At 72.8% G+C, this 18,933-nt stretch carries 16 protein-coding genes; 3 read left to right on the top strand and 13 right to left on the bottom strand.

The genetic code is table 11. The features are described from left to right. Positions 1-2: 2 nt before the first annotated feature. The 3 genes from zwf to pgl are packed head-to-tail and all read left to right on the top strand — an operon-like array spanning position 3 to position 3,381. Positions 3-1,526, top strand: coding sequence for a glucose-6-phosphate dehydrogenase (gene zwf, locus ABZ945_RS14840; protein WP_361268507.1), 1,524 nt, complete (start codon positions 3-5; stop codon positions 1,524-1,526). Further along, positions 1,523-2,596, top strand: coding sequence for a glucose-6-phosphate dehydrogenase assembly protein OpcA (opcA, locus tag ABZ945_RS14835; protein WP_361268504.1), 1,074 nt, complete (start codon positions 1,523-1,525; stop codon positions 2,594-2,596). Before zwf ends, opcA begins: the two co-directional genes overlap by 4 nt. Further along, positions 2,593-3,381, top strand: a complete 789-nt coding sequence (gene pgl / locus ABZ945_RS14830; RefSeq protein ID WP_361268502.1) for a 6-phosphogluconolactonase — start codon at positions 2,593-2,595, stop codon at positions 3,379-3,381. Before opcA ends, pgl begins: the two co-directional genes overlap by 4 nt. 61 nt (positions 3,382-3,442) lie before the next feature. Here the strand turns inward: pgl and ABZ945_RS14825 are convergent, their stop codons facing one another. The 13 genes from ABZ945_RS14825 to rapZ form a co-directional block, all read right to left on the bottom strand. Beyond that, positions 3,443-4,942 carry a PH domain-containing protein gene (locus ABZ945_RS14825; RefSeq protein WP_361268575.1) on the bottom strand — a complete coding sequence of 500 codons (1,500 nt, stop codon included), beginning with the start codon at positions 4,940-4,942 and terminating at the stop codon, positions 3,443-3,445. Between the two features lie 131 nt (positions 4,943-5,073). Then, entirely contained in the window at positions 5,074-5,577 is a 504-nt protein-coding gene (locus ABZ945_RS14820; RefSeq protein WP_361268499.1) for a PH domain-containing protein, read from the bottom strand. A gap of 37 nt (positions 5,578-5,614) precedes the next feature. After that, a complete protein-coding gene (gene pgi / locus ABZ945_RS14815) occupies positions 5,615-7,261 on the bottom strand; it encodes a glucose-6-phosphate isomerase (protein WP_361268496.1) in 1,647 nt (548 codons plus the stop codon). Positions 7,262-7,318: 57 nt separating this feature from the next. Further along, positions 7,319-7,588 carry a hypothetical protein gene (locus ABZ945_RS14810; protein WP_361268493.1) on the bottom strand — a complete coding sequence of 90 codons (270 nt, stop codon included), beginning with the start codon at positions 7,586-7,588 and terminating at the stop codon, positions 7,319-7,321. A 122-nt stretch (positions 7,589-7,710) separates the two neighbouring features. After that, positions 7,711-8,046, bottom strand: a complete 336-nt coding sequence (locus tag ABZ945_RS14805; RefSeq protein WP_073952427.1) for an RNA polymerase-binding protein RbpA — start codon at positions 8,044-8,046, stop codon at positions 7,711-7,713. A gap of 315 nt (positions 8,047-8,361) precedes the next feature. Further along, on the bottom strand, positions 8,362-8,592 hold the full coding sequence (gene secG, locus ABZ945_RS14800) for a preprotein translocase subunit SecG (RefSeq protein ID WP_361268572.1): 231 nt from the start codon (positions 8,590-8,592) through the stop codon (positions 8,362-8,364). A 203-nt stretch (positions 8,593-8,795) separates the two neighbouring features. Then, a complete protein-coding gene (tpiA, locus tag ABZ945_RS14795; RefSeq protein ID WP_361268490.1) occupies positions 8,796-9,572 on the bottom strand; it encodes a triose-phosphate isomerase in 777 nt (258 codons plus the stop codon). A 6-nt stretch (positions 9,573-9,578) separates the two neighbouring features. After that, a complete protein-coding gene (locus tag ABZ945_RS14790; protein WP_361268488.1) occupies positions 9,579-10,790 on the bottom strand; it encodes a phosphoglycerate kinase in 1,212 nt (403 codons plus the stop codon). Between the two features lie 235 nt (positions 10,791-11,025). Next, entirely contained in the window at positions 11,026-12,030 is a 1,005-nt protein-coding gene (gene gap / locus ABZ945_RS14785) for a type I glyceraldehyde-3-phosphate dehydrogenase (protein WP_248634708.1), read from the bottom strand. 261 nt (positions 12,031-12,291) lie between these two features. Beyond that, positions 12,292-15,246, bottom strand: coding sequence for a M14 family zinc carboxypeptidase (locus ABZ945_RS14780; RefSeq protein WP_361268484.1), 2,955 nt, complete (start codon positions 15,244-15,246; stop codon positions 12,292-12,294). Positions 15,247-15,979: 733 nt separating this feature from the next. Further along, positions 15,980-16,978, bottom strand: a complete 999-nt coding sequence (gene whiA / locus ABZ945_RS14775; protein ID WP_361268481.1) for a DNA-binding protein WhiA — start codon at positions 16,976-16,978, stop codon at positions 15,980-15,982. Beyond that, entirely contained in the window at positions 16,969-17,991 is a 1,023-nt protein-coding gene (gene yvcK, locus ABZ945_RS14770) for a uridine diphosphate-N-acetylglucosamine-binding protein YvcK (RefSeq protein ID WP_361268478.1), read from the bottom strand. The genes whiA and yvcK overlap by 10 nt, the downstream gene beginning before the upstream one ends. After that, on the bottom strand, positions 17,988-18,875 hold the full coding sequence (rapZ, locus tag ABZ945_RS14765) for an RNase adapter RapZ (protein ID WP_248634752.1): 888 nt from the start codon (positions 18,873-18,875) through the stop codon (positions 17,988-17,990). Before rapZ ends, yvcK begins: the two co-directional genes overlap by 4 nt. Positions 18,876-18,933 lie beyond the last annotated feature (58 nt).

The raw sequence follows: 18,933 nt of genomic DNA, 5'->3' as shown, positions 1-18,933 counted from the left end.
CTGTGTCGAGCAGCAACCCGCTGCGTGACGCACAGGACCGACGGCTCCCGCGTATCGCGGGGCCGTCGGGCCTGGTGATCTTCGGCGTCACCGGTGACCTGTCCCGCAAGAAGCTGATGCCGGCCGTCTACGACCTGGCCAACCGCGGTCTGCTGCCGCCGGGCTTCTCCCTGATCGGCTTCGCCCGCCGCGAGTGGGAGGACGAGGACTTCGCCGACGAGGTGTACCGGGCGGTCAAGGAGCACTCCCGCACCCCGTTCCGCGACGAGGTCTGGCAGCAGCTCAGCCAGGGCATGCGCTTCGTCCAGGGCGACTTCGACGACGACGAGGCGTTCGAGACCCTGAAGAAGACCATGCAGGAGCTGGACGCGGCGCAGGGGACGGGCAGCAACTTCGCCTTCTACCTCTCCGTGCCGCCCAAGTTCTTCCCGCTGGTGGTGCAGCAGCTCAAGAAGCACAACCTGGCCGACCAGAAGGACGGCGCCTGGCGCCGCGCGGTCATCGAGAAGCCCTTCGGCCACGACCTGGCCTCCGCCAAGGACCTCAACGAGATCGTGCACGAGGTCTTCGCGCCCGACCAGGTCTTCCGGATCGACCACTACCTGGGCAAGGAGACCGTCCAGAACATCCTGGCGCTGCGCTTCGCCAACACCCTCTTCGAGCCGGTGTGGAACCGCAGCTATGTCGACCATGTGCAGATCACCATGGCCGAGGACATCGGGATCGGCGGCCGGGCCGGCTACTACGACGGCATCGGCGCGGCCCGCGACGTCATCCAGAACCACCTGCTCCAGCTGCTGGCGCTGACCGCCATGGAGGAGCCGGCCGCCTTCGACGCCAACGCGCTGGCGGCCGAGAAGACCAAGGTGCTCGGCGCGGTCCGGCTGCCCAAGGACCTCGCCAAGTCCACCGTGCGCGCCCAGTACGCGGCCGGCTGGCAGGGCGGCGCCAAGGCCGTCGGGTACCTGGAGGAGGAGGGGATCGACCCCAAGTCCACCACCGACACCTATGCCGCGGTGAAGCTGGAGATCGACAACCGCCGCTGGGCGGGCGTCCCCTTCTATCTGCGCACCGGCAAGCGGCTGGGCCGGCGGGTCACCGAGATCGCGGTGGTCTTCCAGCGCGCCCCGCACTCCCCGTTCGACCACACCGCCACCGAGGAGCTGGGGCAGAACGCCCTGGTCATCCGCGTCCAGCCGGACGAGGGCGTGACGCTGCGGTTCGGCTCCAAGGTGCCCGGCACCTCGCTGGAGGTACGGGACGTGTCGATGGACTTCGCGTACGGCGAGTCCTTCACCGAGTCCAGCCCGGAGGCGTACGAGCGGCTCATCCTCGACGTCCTGCTCGGCGACGCCAACCTCTTCCCCCGCACGGAGGAGGTCGAGCTGTCCTGGAAGATCCTCGACCCGATCGAGCAGTTCTGGGCCAAGCACGGCAAGCCCGCGCAGTACGAGTCCGGGACCTGGGGTCCGGTCGAGGCGGACGACATGCTCGCACGAGACGGACGGAGCTGGCGCCGGCCATGAAGACCGACCTGACGGACACCACGTCCAGCAAGATCAACAAGGCGCTGGTGCTGGGCCGCCGCGCGATCGGCACCCCCGCCGTCGGCATGGTGCTCACCCTGGTCATCGTCACCGACGAGGAGAACGCCTACGACGCGCTGAAGGCGGCCAACGAGGCGTCCCGCGAGCACCCCTCGCGCACCCTGGTGGTCATCAAGCGCCACTCGCGCTCCCCGCGCGACCGGGCCAACGCCCGGCTGGACGCCGAGGTCCGCCTCGGCGCGGACGCCTCCACCGGTGAGACGGTGGTGCTGCGGCTGTACGGCGAGGTCATCGACCACGCCCAGTCCGTGGTGCTGCCGCTGCTGCTGCCCGACGCCCCCGTGGTGGTCTGGTGGCCGGTGGGCGCCCCGTCCGACCCGGCCAGCGACCCGCTGGGCGCGCTGGCCCAGCGCCGGGTGACCGACACCTACGCCTCCGAGGACCCGGTGGGCGAGCTGAAGGCGCACGCCGAGGCGTACACCCCCGGGGACACCGACCTGTCCTGGACCCGGATCACCCCCTGGCGCTCGATGCTGGCGGCGGCCCTGGACCAGGTGGATTGCACGGTGGACGCCGCCGAGGTGGAGGGCGAGGAGTTCAACCCCAGCGTGGAGCTGCTGGCCATGTGGCTGGCGGATCGGCTGAAGATCACCGTCAAGCGGACCACCTCGGGCGGGCCCGGGCTGACCGCGGTACGGCTGTCCACCGACTGCGGGCCGATCGTGCTCGACCGCCCCGACGGCTCGCTGGCCACCCTGCGCATCAAGGGCCAGCCGGACCGGGCGGTGGCGCTCAAGCGCCGGGAGACCTCGGAGCTGATCGCCGAGGAGCTGCGCCGCCTCGACCCGGACGACACCTACGCCTCCGCGCTGGCGTACGGGGTGCACCGGCTGGGCGACCGGAGCACCGACGCCACCGAAGGGGTACGCCGGGAGCCGGACGCCGTGGAGACGGACGGCTCGACGGAGGCTCCGGAAGGCGCCAAGGCCAAGCCTGCTTCGGGCTCCGCCGCCAAGAAGGCCCCGGCCAAGCGGGCGGCGGCCAAGTGAGCGCCCCCCAGCTGGTGGTCCACCGGGACAAGGAGCTGATGGCCGAGGCCACCGCGGCCCGGCTGATCACCGCGATCGTGGACGCCCAGTCCGCGCGCGGCTCCGCCTCGGTGGTGCTCACCGGCGGCCGCAACGGCAACGGCCTGCTGGCCGCGCTCGGCGCCACCCCGGCGCGGGACGCGGTCGACTGGTCGCGGCTGGACCTGTGGTGGGGCGACGAGCGGTTCCTGCCCGAGGGCGACGCCGACCGCAACGACACCCAGGCCCGCGAGGCGCTGCTCGGCAGCGTCCCGCTGGACCCGGCGCGGGTGCACACCATGCCCGCCCTGGGCGGGGAGTACGGCGAGGACGCGGACGCGGCGGCCGCCGGCTACGCGGCCGAACTGGCCGCGGCGGCCCGCCTCTCCGGCGACGCCGCGGACCACGGCCCGGTGCCGTCCTTCGACGTGCTGCTGCTGGGCGTCGGCCCGGACACCCATGTGGCCTCACTCTTCCCGGAGCTGCCGGGGGTACGGGAGACCGAGCGCGCGGTGGTCGCGGTGCACGGCGCTCCCAAGCCGCCGCCGACCCGGATCTCGCTGACCCTCCCGGCGATCCGGGCGGCCCGCGAGGTGTGGCTGCTGGCCGCGGGCGAGGACAAGGCCCAGGCCGCGGCGGTGGCGCTGTCCGGCGCGGGCGAGGTGCAGGCGCCCGCCGCCGGCGCCTACGGCCGCTCCCGGACCCTCTGGCTGCTGGACGAGGCGGCCGCCTCCCAGCTGCCGAAGGACCTGTATCCGCGGTACTGAACACGGGGATGCCTGTCATCGGGGCCCGGCCCACCGCTTCGGCGGGGGCCGGGCCCCGGCTTTATGCGCCGGAGCGGTCCGCGCCGCCCTCCGGCGGACCGGGTATCAGAAACGGCTCCAGCAGCCCCGGTACGGCGGTGGCCGCGAACGCCAGCCCCTCGTCCCGGTCGGCGTCATGGATGTCGTACCCCCCGGCACCGGCGGCGGTGGTCGCGGTGAGGGTGAGCAGCCCGGCCCGGCGCTGGAAGAGGGACTGGCGCACCGTCCAGCCGATGACCCCGCTGCGCTGGAGGGCGACGGTGCTGCGCCGGACCGTACCGGAGCGGGTGACCAGGTAGTCGCCGGAGAGGGCGTGTCCCAGGGAGCGGTAGGCGTCCCGGGCCAGCAGCGCGGCGACCGGGAGCAGGATCAGTGCCGAGGCGGCCGCCAGCCCGGTGAACGGCGAGCCGAACACCCGGGCCAGGACGGCGAGGACGGCGACCGGCAGCAGGGCGGCGCCCAGGGCCCGGCGCAGCCGCCGGCCCAGTGCCGCGCGCGGGTGTCGCACCAGCGGGGCGCCCGTCGGGGGCTCGGGTGCCCGCAGCACCGCGGCGGCCAGCCCGTCGGCCACCGCCTTGGGCGCGACCGGGAGCAGGGTGTTGGTGTCGCCGTCCTTCTCGCTGTCGCGGCTGAGCCCGGTGGCCACGGCGTCGATCCGGGCGCCGCCGCTGAGCCGGGCGCCCAGCGGCTCGACCAGGTCCACCCCGCGCAGCCGCCGTTCCTCGATGGTCAGCGAGCGGGAGGTGAGCAACCCGCGCCGGACCCGCAGAGTGGCGCCCGGCTCGCGTATCAGGCGGTAGCCCCACCACAGTTCGACCCAGAGCCCGAGCGAGCCGATCACCCCGGCGGCCGTGGCGAGGACGAGGAGGGCCACCACCATCCAGGCGATGGCCGTGGACTGGAAGCGGTCGCCGACCCAGTCGATGAGGGCGCCCTGCGCGCCGAACCACTCGCTGATCTGGAGCGGACCGCCCGCGGCCCCGGCGGCGAGCGCCAGGGTGACGAAGGACAGCGGCGCATAGCGGATCCAGCGCCAGTCCAGCCGGGCCAGCTCGCCGTGCCGGTCGGGCTCCGCGCCGGTGCGGGGCGCGGGGCGGTCGAGCAGCAGCCGGCGCAGCCGCTCCCCCTCCGCCCGGCTCACCGGGTGCAGCTGGAGGGTGGACTCGCCGCCCTCCAGCTGCTCGCCGGTGCCGATGCGGACCTTGACCAGCCCGAACACCCGTAGCAGGGGCGGGGCGGTGAGGTCGACGCTGCGGATCCGCTCACGGGCCAGCGAGCGCCGTGTGAGCAGCAGCAGTCCGGTGTGCAGCTCGGCCCGCCGGGCGCCGATCCGGTAGCGGGTGCGGCTCCACCGCAGATACTCCGCCCCGGCGCCGCCGGCCGCGAGGAGCACCACCCCCAGCGGGAGCAGCAGCAGCTGCCAGAGCGGGGCCGAGCCGGGGGCGCCGCCGGTGACCCCCAGCAGTACGGGGACTCCGGCGCCGAGCGCCAGACCGGCCGCGGTGAGCGCGGCGACCGCCATGGCCCGCCGGTCGATCCGCAGCCACGGCCCCTCGTCGTCCGGCCCGTGGGGCGGGGGGCCGTCCTCGGGTGGCCGCGGCTGCGGCGCGGCCGGGCCCTCGGGTGCGCCGTCCTCGTCCGCCGTCGGCTCGGTCATGTGGCGTCGCCCGGGGTCTGGTGGGTGATCCGGGTGAGGCGCTCGGCGAGCTCCGCGGCCACCTCGTGGTCGAGCCCCTCGATACGCAGGGCGCCCTGGGCGGAGGCGGTGGTCACCGTCACCGTGGAGAGGCGGAACGCCCGCTCCAGTGGGCCGCGCACGGTGTCCACGGTCTGGATGCGGGACATCGGGGCGATCCGCCACTGCCGCCAGAACGCCCCGGTGCTGACGTAGACCGCCTCCTCGGTGACCTCCCAGCGGTGGGTGCGGAACCACCACGGGGGCAGCAGCAGGACGCAGCCGAGGCCCACCGCCGCCACCGCCGCGGCGGGGCCCAGCAGCCACCACCGGGCCGGGGTGATGAGGGCCCCCAGCAGGCTCAGCACCGCCACCGGCACCACCGTCGTCAGCAGCAGCACTGTCCGCCAGTAGCCGACGGCCCGTGCGTCCAGTGTGTGCACCGGCGGCCGCAGCCGTACCGGCCGCTGTCCGTCCCCCATCGCCCCTCCCCCGTCGATCTCTCGGTTTCCCGCCGGGTCAGCGGCCGCGCAGTGCCCGGTAGGTATCGGCCAGTGCCCGGGTGGAGCCGTCCAGCTGCTCCGCCCCGGTGCCCTCGGTGAGGACCGGCTCGATCTTCTTGGCGAGCACCTTGCCCAGTTCGACGCCCCACTGGTCGAAGGAGTCGATGTTCCACACCGCGCCCTGGACGAACACCTTGTGCTCGTAGAGGGCGATGAGCTGGCCCAGCACCGAGGGGGTCAGCTCCTGGGCGAGGATGGTGGTGGTCGGGTGGTTGCCGCGGAAGGTCTTGTGCGGCACCAGCTCCTCGGGGACGCCCTCCGCCCGTACCTCCTCGGCGGTCTTGCCGAAGGCGAGGGCCTGGGTCTGGGCGAGGAAGTTGGCCATCAGCAGATCGTGCTGGGCGACCAGTCCGGGCAGCAGGTCGGGCACCGGGCGGGCGAAGCCGATGAAGTCGGCCGGGATGAGCTTGGTGCCCTGGTGGATGAGCTGGTAGTAGGCGTGCTGCCCGTTGGTGCCGGGGGTGCCCCAGACGACCGGGCCGGTCTGCCAGTCGACCGGATGGCCCTCGCGGTCCACCGACTTGCCGTTGGACTCCATGTCCAGCTGCTGGAGGTAGGCGGTGAACTTGGACAGGTAGTGGCTGTAGGGCAGCACCGCGTGCGACTGGGCGTCCAGGAAGTCCCCGTACCAGATGCCGAGCAGGCCCAGCAGCAGTGGGGCGTTCTCCTCCGGCGGGGCGGTGCGGAAGTGCTCGTCGACGAGGTGGAAGCCGTCGAGCATCTCGCGGAACCGCTCCGGGCCGATGGCGATCATCAGCGAGAGCCCGATGGCGGAGTCGTAGGAGTACCGTCCGCCGACCCAGTCCCAGAACTCGAACATGTTGGCCGTGTCGATGCCGAAGTCCTGGACCTTCTCCGCGTTGGTGGAGAGGGCCACGAAGTGCTTGGCCACGGCCTCCTGGCCGGCCTTCAGCTCGGTGAGCAGCCAGTCGCGGGCGCTGGTGGCGTTGGTGACGGTCTCGATGGTGGTGAAGGTCTTGGAGGCGACGATGAACAGGGTCTCCGCCGCGTCCAGGTCGCGGATCGCCTCGTGCAGATCGGCCCCGTCCACGTTGGAGACGAAGCGGAGCGTCAGGTCCCGGTCGCTGTAGGAGCGCAGTGCCTCATAGGCCATGGCAGGGCCCAGGTCGGAGCCGCCGATGCCGATGTTGACGACGTTGCGGATGCGCCGGCCGGTGTGGCCGGTCCACTCCCCCGACCTGATCCGGTCGGCGAAGGCGCCCATCCTGTCCAGTACGGCGTGCACGGCGGGCACCACGTTCTCGCCGTCCACCTCGACCACCGCGTCCCGCGGGGCGCGCAGCGCGGTGTGCAGCACGGCCCGGTCCTCGGTGGTGTTGATCTTCTGGCCGCGGAACATGGCGTCCCGCAGCTCGGCCACCCCGGTGGCGGCGGCCAGCTCCCGCAGCAGCGCCAGGGTCTCGTCGGTCACCAGCTGCTTCGAGTAGTCCAGATAGAGGTCGCCGACGCGCAGGGTGTAGCGGGTGCCGCGCTCGGGGTCCTCGGCGAACAGCTCCCTGAGGTGGGTGGAGCCGAGGTGCTCGCGGTGGGTGGCGAGGGCGGCCCACTCGGGCGTCTGGTTGAGCCTGGCCTTCGTGTTCATCGTGGTTATCAGCCCGTTCTCTTCTGTACCTGCTGCTTGCCCCGCTGCTTCTCCAACCTAATTGATCTGCCCAACGAGTGACGCCGTGGCGAGCCCGAACAGGACGGCCGCGAGAAGGGCCGGCGCGTTCGGTGCCCAGCCGGCCGCCGCCCCGCCGAGCAGCGCCCCGAGCGGCGTGCCACCGACGGTCAGGGTGCGGAACGCGGAACTGGTCCGGCCCAGCGCGCCGGGGGTGTGGACGACCAGGGTGGCGATGAGCAGAGCCGCCAGGACATGGCTGGCCGCGTCCACCGCGTACGGCCAGGCGGCGCCCCCCAGCAGCAGCACCGGCACCAGGGGGACGGCGAGCAGTCCGCCGGCCAGCTGCTGACCGGTCAGACGCGGACGGGCCCCGCCGGGGGCGTACCACCGGCGGGGCCCGTCACACCGGCGACCTCACCACCGGCTGCTCAGATCTCCCCGCGGAGCTTGGCGAGTGCCTCCGCGAGGATCGCCTCGCCGTCCGCGTCGCTGCGCCGCTCCCGTACGTACGCCAGATGCGTCTTGTACGGCTCGGTGCGCGGCGGGGCCGGGGGGTTGTCCTGGTCCTGGCCGGCCGGGAACCCGCAGCGGGGGCAGTCCCAGGTGTCCGGGACCTGCGCGTCACTGGCGAAACTCGGCTGTGTCTCGTGCCCGTTCGAGCACCAGAAGGAGATGCGCAGGCGGGGCGCGGACTCGCCCCGCTCGGCCTCCCCCATCGGCCCCGCGCCGACCCGGCTTCCCCGGATCGCGTTGCCACTTGCCACGGTTGTCACTCCCTGCGTGATGGTGCTCGAAGATGCCCCAGTCTACGAAAGGCCCAACGCGCGTCCAGTGAAAGGAGTTACCCACTTGGGCCGGAGCGGAACCGCCGTCGCGCCCCCGGCGTCCGGCCACTGGCCGTAACCGGGCCCCCGCGCCACCCCCGTCCGGCCCGGAAACGGAACCGCCCCCGCCAACGAGAACCGCCTCCGCGGGCAGCGGCGCGGCACGGGGCCGGCGCCGGGGCGCGGAGGCGGTGGGAAGGGCCCGAAGGGGCGCTCGGCGGCCGACCCTCGTCGGCCACCGCGGCGGTCAGCCGCTCAGCTGTTGACCTTCATCAGCAGGGCGAGCACCACGATGCAGGCGAACCAGAGCAGCCCGACGACCACGGTGATCCGGTCCAGGTTGCGCTCGGCGACCGAGGAGCCGCCGACGGAGGACTGCATGCCGCCACCGAACATGTCGGAGAGGCCGCCGCCCTTCCCCTTGTGCATCAGCACCAGCAGCATCAGCAGACCGCTGAAGACGATCAGGGCGATCGAGAACCCCATAACCACGGCTGGACCCTACTTCCTGGCGTTTCCGGAGCGCCCGCGCCCGGGTTTCCTGGGGTTTCCCGCGTTTCCCACGGGGTTTCCCTCGTCCCGGACGGCCGGCGCCCGGGCTTGTACGGACGGCGGGGGCCGGCGGCGCCTCCTGAGGTGGAGGTGTCCCGGCCCCCGCAAGGGTACGACGATTCCGCCCTACCGCATACTCACTGGTCGCGGAAGCGGACGATCTTGACGAACTCCTCCGGGTCCAGCGCGGCGCCGCCGATCAGGGCGCCGTCCACATCCGGCTGCGCCATGATCGCGGCGACGTTGGAGGACTTGACCGAGCCGCCGTACTGGATGCGCACCGTGTCGGCGAGCTCCTGGGAGTACAGCTCGGCGAGACGGCCGCGGATCGCGCCGCACACCTCCTGGGCGTCCTCGGGGGTGGCGACCTCGCCGGTGCCGATGGCCCACACCGGCTCGTAGGCGATCACGATGGTCCCGGCCTGCTCGGCGGGGACGTCCTTCAGCCCGCCGTCGACCTGGGCGAGGGTGTGCGCGACCTGGTTGCCGGCCTTGCGCACGTCCAGGCCCTCGCCGACGCAGAGGATCGGGGTGAGTCCGTGCTTGAAGGCGGCCTTCACCTTGGCGTTGCACAGCTCGTCGCTCTCGCCGTGGTACTGGCGGCGCTCGGAGTGGCCGACGGCCACATAGGCGCAGCGCAGCTTGGCCAGCATCGGTCCGGAGACCTCGCCGGTGTAGGCGCCGGAGTCGTGCGCGGAGATGTCCTGGGCGCCGTACTTGATCGGCAGCTTGTCGCCCTCGACCACGGTCTGCACGGTGCGCAGGTCGGTGAAGGGGGCGAGGACGGCCACCTCCACGGCGGCGTAGTCCTTCTCGTTCAGCGCGAAGGTGATCTTCTGGACGTGGGCGATGGCCTCAAGGTGGTTGAGGTTCATCTTCCAGTTGCCCGCCATCAGCGGGGTACGAGCGGTCATCGAGGTTCAGTCCTCCAGGCTTTCGAGGCCGGGGAGCGCCGCGCCCTCAAGGTATTCGAGGCTGGCGCCGCCACCGGTGGAGATGTGGCCGAATGCTTTCTCGTCGAAGCCCAGGCTCCGCACCGCGGCGGCGGAGTCGCCACCGCCGACCACGGAGAAGGCCGGGGAGTCGGCGAGCGCCTGGGCGACGGCCTTGGTGCCCTCGGCGTAGTCGGGGTGCTCGAAGACGCCCATCGGGCCGTTCCAGAAGACGGTGGCGGCGTCGGCGAGCTTGCCGGCGTAGAGCCGGCGGGTCTCCGGGCCGATGTCCAGGCCCTCCTGGTCGGCGGGGATGGCGTCGGCGGAGACGGTGGTCGGGTTCGCCGGGGCCTTGGTCTTCAGGTCCGGGAACTCGGCGGAGACCAGCACGTCGACGGGGAGCAGGAACTCCACGCCGCGCTCGGCGGCCTCGCGCAGATAGGCGGCGCACTGCTCCTTCTGGTCCTCCTGGAGCAGGGAGATGCCGACCTCCTTGCCCTGCGCGGCGAGGAAGGTGTACGCCATGCCGCCGCCGATGAGGATGCGGTCGGCCTTCTTCAGCAGGTTGTCGATGACGCCGAGCTTGTCGGAGACCTTGGCGCCGCCGAGGACCACCACATAGGGGCGCTTGACGTCGTCGGTGAGCCGCGTCAGGACGCCGACCTCGGTGGTGATCAGGTAGCCGGCGTAGGAGGGCAGCAGCCCCGGCAGGTCGTAGACGGAGGCGTGCTTCCGGTGCACCGCGCCGAAGCCGTCGCCGACGTAGACGTCCGCGAGGGCGGCCAGGCGGGCGGCGAACTCGGCGCGCTCGGCGTCGTCCTTGGCGGTCTCGCCGGGGTTGAAGCGGAGGTTCTCCAGGACGGCGACCTGGCCGTCGGCCAGGCCCTCGACGGCGTGGTGGGCGGCCGAGCCGATGGTGTCGTCGGCGAAGGAGACCGGGGCGCCGAGCAGTTCGCCGAGGCGGGAGGCGGCGAACCGCAGGGTGTACGCCGGGTCCGGGGCGCCCTTGGGCCGGCCCAGGTGGGAGGCGACGACGACCTTGGCGCCGGCGTCGGCGAGCGCCTTGACGGTCGGCAGCACGGCGCGGATGCGGCCGTCGTCGGTGATGGTGGTGCCGTCCTGCGGCACGTTCAGGTCGGCGCGGACGAACACCCGCTTGCCGGCGACTCCTTGGCGGAGAAGATCGTCGATCGTCTTCATCTGTGCTGGGCTCCGTACTCCTGGTGGAAGCTGAGGAACTTCAAGGGCGGCGGCCGTGCGGCGCGCCGGTCCCGGCGGCGGGCGGGCCCCGGCGCAAGCGACAGGGCCCGTACAGCGCACCGTAGCGCTGCCCGGGCCCTGTGCTCACACCAGGTGCCTCGACCCAGGTACCTCTCCGTCGAGGTCGCCCGCCCTGCCGTCGGCGGCGGCCGTCAGTGGGGCCGCCGGTGAAGGGTCAGAGCTTGTCGCCGACGAAGACGGTGAGGTCGACGAGGCGGTTGGAGTAGCCCCACTCGTTGTCGTACCAGCCGATGATCTTCACCTGCTTGCCCTGGACCATCGTCAGCGGGGAGTCGAAGGTGCAGGACGCCGGCTGGTTGACGATGTCCGAGGAGACGATCGGGTCCTCGGAGTACTCCAGGATGCCCTTCAGCTGGCCCTCGGCGGCCTTCTGGAAGGCGGTGTTGATCTCGTCGCGGGTGACCTCGCGGTCCAGCTCCACGACCAGGTCGGTGACCGAGCCGGTGGGCACCGGGACGCGCATGGCCATGCCGTCCAGCTTGCCCTTGAGCTGCGGGAGGACCAGCGCGGTGGCCTTGGCGGCGCCCGTGGAGGTCGGGATGATGTTCTCCGCGGCGGCGCGGGCGCGGCGCAGGTCCTTGTGCGGGAAGTCCAGGATCCGCTGGTCGTTGGTGTAGGCGTGGACCGTGGTCATCAGGCCCTTGACGATGCCGAAGTTCTCGTCGAGCACCTTGGCCATCGGCGCCACGCAGTTGGTGGTGCAGGAGGCGTTGGAGACGACGTGGTGCTTCGCCGGGTCGTACTGGTCCTGGTTGACGCCCATCACGATGGTGATGTCCTCGTCCTTGGCCGGGGCCGAGATGAGGACCTTCTTGGCGCCGCCGGCGATGTGCTTCTCGGCGTCGGCCTTCTTGGTGAAGATGCCGGTGGACTCGATGACGACGTCGACACCCAGCTCGCCCCAGGGGAGGTCGGCCGGGTCGCGCTCGGACAGCACCTTGATGGTGTGGCCGTCGACGGTGATGGAGTCCTCGGTGTGGGTCACCTCGGCCTTGAGGCGTCCCAGGATGGTGTCGTACTTCAGCAGGTGGGCCGTGGTCGCGGTGTCGCCCAGGTCGTTGACAGCCACGACCTCGATGTCCGCACCCTGCTCCAGCAGCGCGCGGAAGTAGTTGCGCCCGATGCGGCCGAAGCCGTTGATTCCTACGCGGATCGTCACGAACCGATCTCCTCGTTGGTACGCCGGCCAGTGACGCCGGCGAGCTTGATTTGGGATGTCCCCGACCGCCTCCGACCCTACCCCTCCGGTGGCGGTGGGGTGACATCCGAAGCGCCTGTACGGGGCCCGGAGGCCTGGTCTGACCTGCACTACCGGCCGGTAACGCCACCGGGCCGGGCGCCGCCGCCCGGACGAGCGCGGAGGCGCTCTTCCGGGCGGCTTTCCGAGGGTCTGCGAGCCATCGAAAACGGCTACCCGGGTTCAGCGCCGGAGCACGTCCAGCGCCCGTCCGAGCAGCCGGGCGCGGTCCCCCGCCGAGGGCACGTGCTCCAGGCCGAAACCGAGCAGCACGGTGTCCCGGGTGGTGATCGCCGCCGAGGACTGGTAGAGGGCACCCGAGCGGGTCCAGTCGGTGGCGTTGCCCGGACTGCCGGCCGGCGGCCCCGGCACGCTCCACGCCCCGAGCGAGGTCTCGAACCCCTCGGCGCCGCTCGCGGTGCCACCGGTGACCAGCCGGGTGTCGTCCACGAACGCGCCCGTGCCGCCGGTACCCGGATCGGTGACGTACGAGACCGACAGCTCGACCCGCTTGCCGGCGTAGGCGCTCAGATCGATCGCCACCGGCAGCCAGCCGCCGGAGTTGCCGGTGAAGGCGTGCCAGGCGCCGCTGGTGCCGGTGGGCGCGCAGCCGTCCGGGCCCAGGGTGAGGTAGCGGGCCAGCGCGGGGTGCCCGGCGAGGTAGAAGCCCTCGGCGCAGTCGGCGGGCACCTCGGTGGAGGTGGCGCCGTTGGCGTCGGGCAGGGTGGTCCAGTCCTCGCCGCCCTCGGTGCGGGCCTCCACGATCACGTTGTCGTAGCCGGGTTCCAGGTCATGGCTCAACCGGAACTGGAGCGCCGGCCGCTGCGCCGCGGTGGCGGCCGTGAGGTCGACGGTGCGGCTCAGCCGCATCCAGGCGTTGTCACTGTGCCGCGCGGCGGCGAAGGAGCTGCCCTCGTACGGCTCGAACGGGGTGCGCACGCCCGGGTAGTCACCGCCGGCCGCGCTCGCGAACTGCGGGAAGTGAGCCGGGTCCAGGGTGTCGGAGGTGGCGGTGTAACTGCCGGCCGAGTCCAGCGGGTTGCCGACCGCCCCGGCCAGCGGGACCGAGGTCCCCCACAGCTTGCCCGCCCCCTTGAACTCCTCCGCGCCGGCCAGCCCGGCCCGGCGGTAGGCGCCCAGGTAGTACTGCGCGAAGTCGTCGCTGTAGGTGCGGCCGATGTTCGTCTCGCCGCCCGCGTGCTCACCGGCGTTGACCAGCCGGCCGCCCTCGTTGAGGTAGTCGCGCACCGCGAGCGCGGTGGGCCCGTCGGGCTCGCCGGCGCCGGTGTACCAGAGGGCGGTACGGAAGTGGGAGAGCACCCCGAGCGGGTGCGGCGCGCCCTGGACGGCGGTGTCCCAGACCGCGGCCCGCCCGCCGTTCGCCTTGACGGCGGCGGTGTACGCGGCGGTGTGCCGCGCCGGGGCGCTCCCCTCCTCGTCGGCGATCACCAGCGTGTCGGCGCGCGGCCGTTCGGCGATCGTGTACGTGAACGGGGTGGAGCTGACCCGCTTCCCGTCCTTCTTCGTCCGCCCGGTGAACCAGACCTCCACCCGGTCGCCCGGCTCGCCGTCCTGGACCTTGGCCCGGTACTCGTCGTAGTAGAGGTTGTCCTCACCGCCGTACCGCTCACCGCCGCGCCAGGGCTTCAGCGTCTGGTCCCAGGTCCGCCCGCCGTTGACACGGTACTTCAGCTCCTTGTCGCGCAGCGACGTGCGCGCGGTCACGGCCACCGTCTGGTCGCCGCGGGCGTAGGAGACGGCGAAGGCGTCCGGGACGAACGCGGGTGCCGGGGTGCCGACCGGGGAGACCGGATCGTCGGGGCGCGCGGCGGACTCGGCGACCGCCAGCGCGAACGGGATGTTCTTGGCGAACTCCTGCTGGATCAGCTTCTCGTCGTCCGGAAAAGTGAACACCGAGGCGCAGTCCCCCGGCTCCCAAGCATCATCCGGGTCGATCCGGGAGACGGTGGCGCAGGTGGACATCTCCGGGGTGAACATCTGCATCCCGTTGACGTTGGCCGCGTGGCCGTCCGCCTCGCCGTTGGTGGTGTACAGCTCGGAGGACACCTGCGGCCGGTAGCCCGGCACGGCCGACTTCTCGGGCGTGCCCGCCAGCGCCTTCAGCGGTACGTCGTCGGGGGTGTCGGTGGCGACCTGCCAGCCCACCCCGTACAGCAGCAGCTGGGCGGCGGAGTGGTAGTTGATCCCGTACCGGAAGCCGATCCGCTTCTGGAAGGCGTCGATCGCCCGCGTCTCCGGCTCCGAGCCGGGCCCGGTGCCCCGGTAGGTCTCGTCGGCCGGGTCGGGCGAGGAACCCTCGTTGTCGTAGCCCCACTTGTACGAGAAGTTCCGATTCAGATCCACCCCGTCCCCCGGGGCGATCCTCCCGTCCCCGTCGTTGTCCCGCAGGTTCTTGCGCCACTGCCGGTTGGCCGGGTCGGCGTGGGTGAAGTCGTAGCCGTCGGGGTTGGCGGACAGCACGAACCACAGCTCGGTGGAGTCCACGATCCGGGTGATCCGCGGGTCCTTCCCATAACCGGCGAGGTAGTGGTGCAGCAGCCGCCGGTTCATCTCCGGGGTGATCCACTCCCGGGCGTGCTGGTTGGACAGGTACAGCGTGGCCGGCTTGCTCCCGTCCCTCCCCTTCCCCGCGCCCTTGCTCACCTTCAGCGCCAGGATGTCCTGCCCCCCGACCGTCTTCCCGATGCTCACCACCTTGGTGATCCCCGGGTGGGCGCGGGCGGTGGCCTGGATCTCCTCCTTCAGCCCGCCGGTGCCGCCGTACGGCCGGAACACCCCGTCCCCGGCCGCCGCGGTGCGCCGCTTCGCCGCGGCGGACACCTGGTGCGGGGTGAGCCTGACGCCCTCCCCCCGCAGCTCGTCCGCCTGCGCCCCGGTGAGGTACAGCTCCACGGTGGCGGTGCCTTTGGCGGGCACCTGCTCGGTCAGCTCGTGCCCGTCGGCCCCGGCCGCCAGCAGCAGGGGTACCTGCCCCCTGGTGACCTCGGCGCGCCAGACGGAGAGCCGCTCCCCGCCCCCGTCCCCGGCGCGCGCCTGCGCCCCGGCGACGGGCACCGCCACCAGCCCGGTCGCCAGCAGCGCCGCCGCGGCGAGAACCGCTCTCGCCTTCTGTCTCATGTGCCCCCCTTGCTGTGGTGTGCCACGGAAGTGGACGGCGCCAGGCTTTCGACGGGCCATGATCATGTCAATACCGCGTGGCCCGGTGTGTCCGGGTATCCCGGTGTTTCCGGACGGACCCGGGCGCCAAGGGCTCGGGGGCGGCCGCAGACCCGCGGCCCGGTGGGCGGGGGTGCCTGAGGGCCCGAGGCGAAGGCCGGATGCGGTACCCACCCGGGGCGGTACGGGGCCAAGGGGCCCGTACGAAGCCGGGGCGGTGCGGAAGTCTGTACGAAGCCGGGGCGGTACGGGGCAAAGGAGCCCGTACGAGGCCGGGGCGGTACGGGGCCAAGGGGCCCGTACGATGCCGGGGGCCGCACCGACCGGGCGATCCGCCTCACGCGTCAGCCTGGCGTGAGCCGACTGACCAGCCCCGTCGGCGCCAGCCGACCAGGGCAGCCACCCGACGCCCGTCGGCGCCAGCCGACCCCCGCGCCGCCCACGCAAGGGCACCCACCCGGTCCCCGTCGGCGCCAGCCGACCAGGGCACCGCCCCGCACGGGCGAACCATCCGCCGCACAGGCGTCACCGACGGACCCCGGTGTCCCTGGGCGAGGGCGAGGCACGCCACCGGGGTGCAAGGCACCCACCCGACGCCCGTCGGCGCCAGCCGACCAACGCGGCCGCCCACCGCAAGGCACCCACCCGACGCCCGTCGGCGTCAGCCGACCAGGGCACCCGGTCCCCGTCGGCGTCAGCCGACCACGTCGGCCATTTCCTCGGTGAGGTCCTCGGTCAGATTGGACTCCGTGCCCGGGATGCCCAGGTCCTGGGCGCGCTTGTCGGCCATCGCCAGCAGCCGGCGGATGCGGCCGGCGACCGCGTCCTTGGTGAGCGGCGGGTCGGCCAGGGCGCCCAGCTCCTCCAGGGAGGCCTGCTTGTGCTCCATCCGCAGCCGGCCGGCCGCGGCGAGGTGCTCGGGGACCTCCTCGCCGAGGATCTCCAGCGCCCGCTGCACCCGCGCCCCCGCGGCCACCGCGGCCCGGGCCGAGCGGCGCAGGTTGGCGTCGTCGAAGTTGGCCAGCCGGTTGGCGGTGGCCCGCACCTCGCGGCGCATCCGCCGCTCCTCCCAGGCCAGCACCGACTCGTGCGCGCCCAGCCGGGTCAGCAGCGCGCCGATGGCGTCACCGTCCCGGACCACCACCCGGTCCACCCCGCGCACCTCGCGGGCCTTCGCCCCGATGGACAGCCGGCGGGCCGCGCCGACCAGGGCGAGCGCGGCCTCCGGGCCGGGGCAGGTGACCTCCAGCGAGGAGGAGCGGCCCGGCTCGGTCAGCGAGCCATGGGCGAGGAACGCACCCCGCCAGGCGGCCTCCGCGTCGCAGGTGGCGCCGGAGACGACCTGCGGCGGCAGGCCGCGGATCGGCCGGCCCCGGCCGTCGACCAGCCCGGTCTGCCGCGCCAGCTGGTCACCGCCGGCCACCACCCGGACCACGAAGCGCGAGCCGCGCCGCAGACCGCCGGGCGCCATCACGATCAGCTCGGAGTTGTGGCCGAAGATCTCGGCGATGTCCCGCTTCAGGCGGCGGGCCGCCATCGCCGTGTCCAGCTCCGCCTCGATCACGATCCGCCCGCTCACCAGGTGCAGCCCGCCGGCGAACCGCAGGATCGACGACACCTCGGCTTTCCTGCAGCAGGTGCGGGTGACGGGAAGCCGGGAGATCTCGTCCTTCACCGCTGCCGTCATCGCCATGGGCCGATCCTTCCATGCATCCGAAAAATACGGTCGTACGCGGCGGCCAGCAGCTCAGGGTCGTGCCTGGGGGATCCGTCCGCCCTGGCCACGCGGGCCAGCTCGACCGCGGCGCCGAACCCTTTGGCGGCGTCCGCGAGGGAGTCGCGGTCGGGCACGGCGGCCTCGTCGGCCAGCACCACGTCCAGGGCGAGTTTAGGGGCGTGTCGTCCCAAAACCTCCAAATGACGCTGCGGGGAGAAGCCCTCGGTTTCGCCGGGCTGCGGGGCGAGGTTCAGCGAGAGCACCCGGCGCGCCTTGGTCTCCGCCAGCGCGTCCAGCAGCTCGGGCACCAGCAGATGCGGGATCACGGACGAGAACCAGGAGCCGGGACCCAGGACCACCCAGTCGGCGTCAAGGACCGCGTCCACCGCCTCCGGGACGGCCGGCGGATCGGCGGGCACCAGGTGGACGGACTGCACCTCACCGGGGGTGAGCGCCACCGTGGCCTGGCCGCGTACGGTGTCCACGTCCTCCGGGCGTGTCGGATCGTGCCCCTTGACCAGAGCCTGGAGCTCCAGCGGTACGGCCGACATGGGCAGCACCCGGCCGTTCGCGCCGAGCAGCCGGCCGACCAGGTCCAGCGCCTGAACATGGTCGCCGAGCTGCTCCCACAGCGCCACGATCAGCAGATTGCCGACCGCGTGCTCGTGCAGCGCGCCGTGGGACTGGAAGCGGTGCTGGATGACCCTGGCCCAGGTCTGCCCCCAGTCGTCGTCACCGCAGAGCGCGGCCAGCGCCTTGCGCAGGTCGCCGGGCGGCAGGACGCCCAGCTCCTCGCGGAGCCGGCCACTGGACCCGCCGTCGTCGGCGACCGTCACCACGGCCGTCAGGTCGCCGGTGATGCGACGCAGCGCGGCGAGCGACGCGGACAGGCCCATGCCGCCGCCGAGGGCGACGACCTTGGGCTGGGTGCCGCGCCGGCGCAGCGTACGGGCGGTAAGGGTGCTCGTACGCCGGCGGGTGGTCCTCACTCGCGCCCCATGTCCCGGTGCACCACGACGGTCTCGACGCCCTCGGAGGCCAGCCGGGCCGCGAGCTTCTCGGACATGGCCACCGAGCGGTGCTTGCCGCCCGTGCAGCCGACCGCGACGGTGACGTACCGCTTGCCCTCGCGGCGGTACCCGGTGGCGATCAGCCGCAGCAGCTCGGTGTACCGGTCGAGGAACTCCTTGGCGCCGGGCTGGTTGAAGACATAGCCCGACACCTCCTCGTTGAGCCCGGTGTACGGGCGCAGCTCGGGCACCCAGTGCGGGTTGGGCAGGAAGCGGCAGTCCACCACCAGGTCGGCGTCGACCGGCAGGCCGTACTTGTAGCCGAAGGACATCACGGTGGCGCGCAGCTCCGGCTCCTCGTCGCCGGCGAACTGGGCGTCCATCTTGGCGCGCAGCTCGTGGACGTTGAGGCTGGAGGTGTCGATCACCAGGTCGGCGTCGCCGCGCAGCTCGCGCAGCAGGTCCCGCTCGGCGGCGATGCCGTCTACGATCCGGCCGTCGCCCTGGAGCGGGTGCGGGCGGCGCACCGACTCGAAGCGGCGCACCAGCGCCTCGTCGGAGGACTCCAGGAAGACGATCCGGCGGGTGACCTGCCGGGTGTCCAGGTCGGACAGGGACTCGCGCAGGGCGTCGAAGAACTGGCGGCCGCGCACGTCGACCACGACGGCGATCCGCGCCACATTGCCCTGGGAGCGGGCGCCGAGCTCCACCATGGTGGGGATGAGCGCCGGTGGCAGGTTGTCCACCACGAACCAGCCGAGGTCCTCCAGGCACTTGGCCGCGGTGCTGCGGCCCGCGCCCGACATCCCGGAGATGATCACCAGCTCGGGGGTCGCCGCCTCGGCGGCCTCGCCGGCCTCCATCGTCGTGCCCGTACTCACGTCTGCTGCTCCGTCTCTCGGTGGTTCCCGGTCGTGCTCG

The organism is Streptomyces sp. NPDC046887, assembly GCF_040644755.1.
Classification (GTDB): domain Bacteria; phylum Actinomycetota; class Actinomycetes; order Streptomycetales; family Streptomycetaceae; genus Streptomyces; species Streptomyces lichenis.
This window is presented reverse-complemented; position numbering and strand designations above follow the sequence as displayed.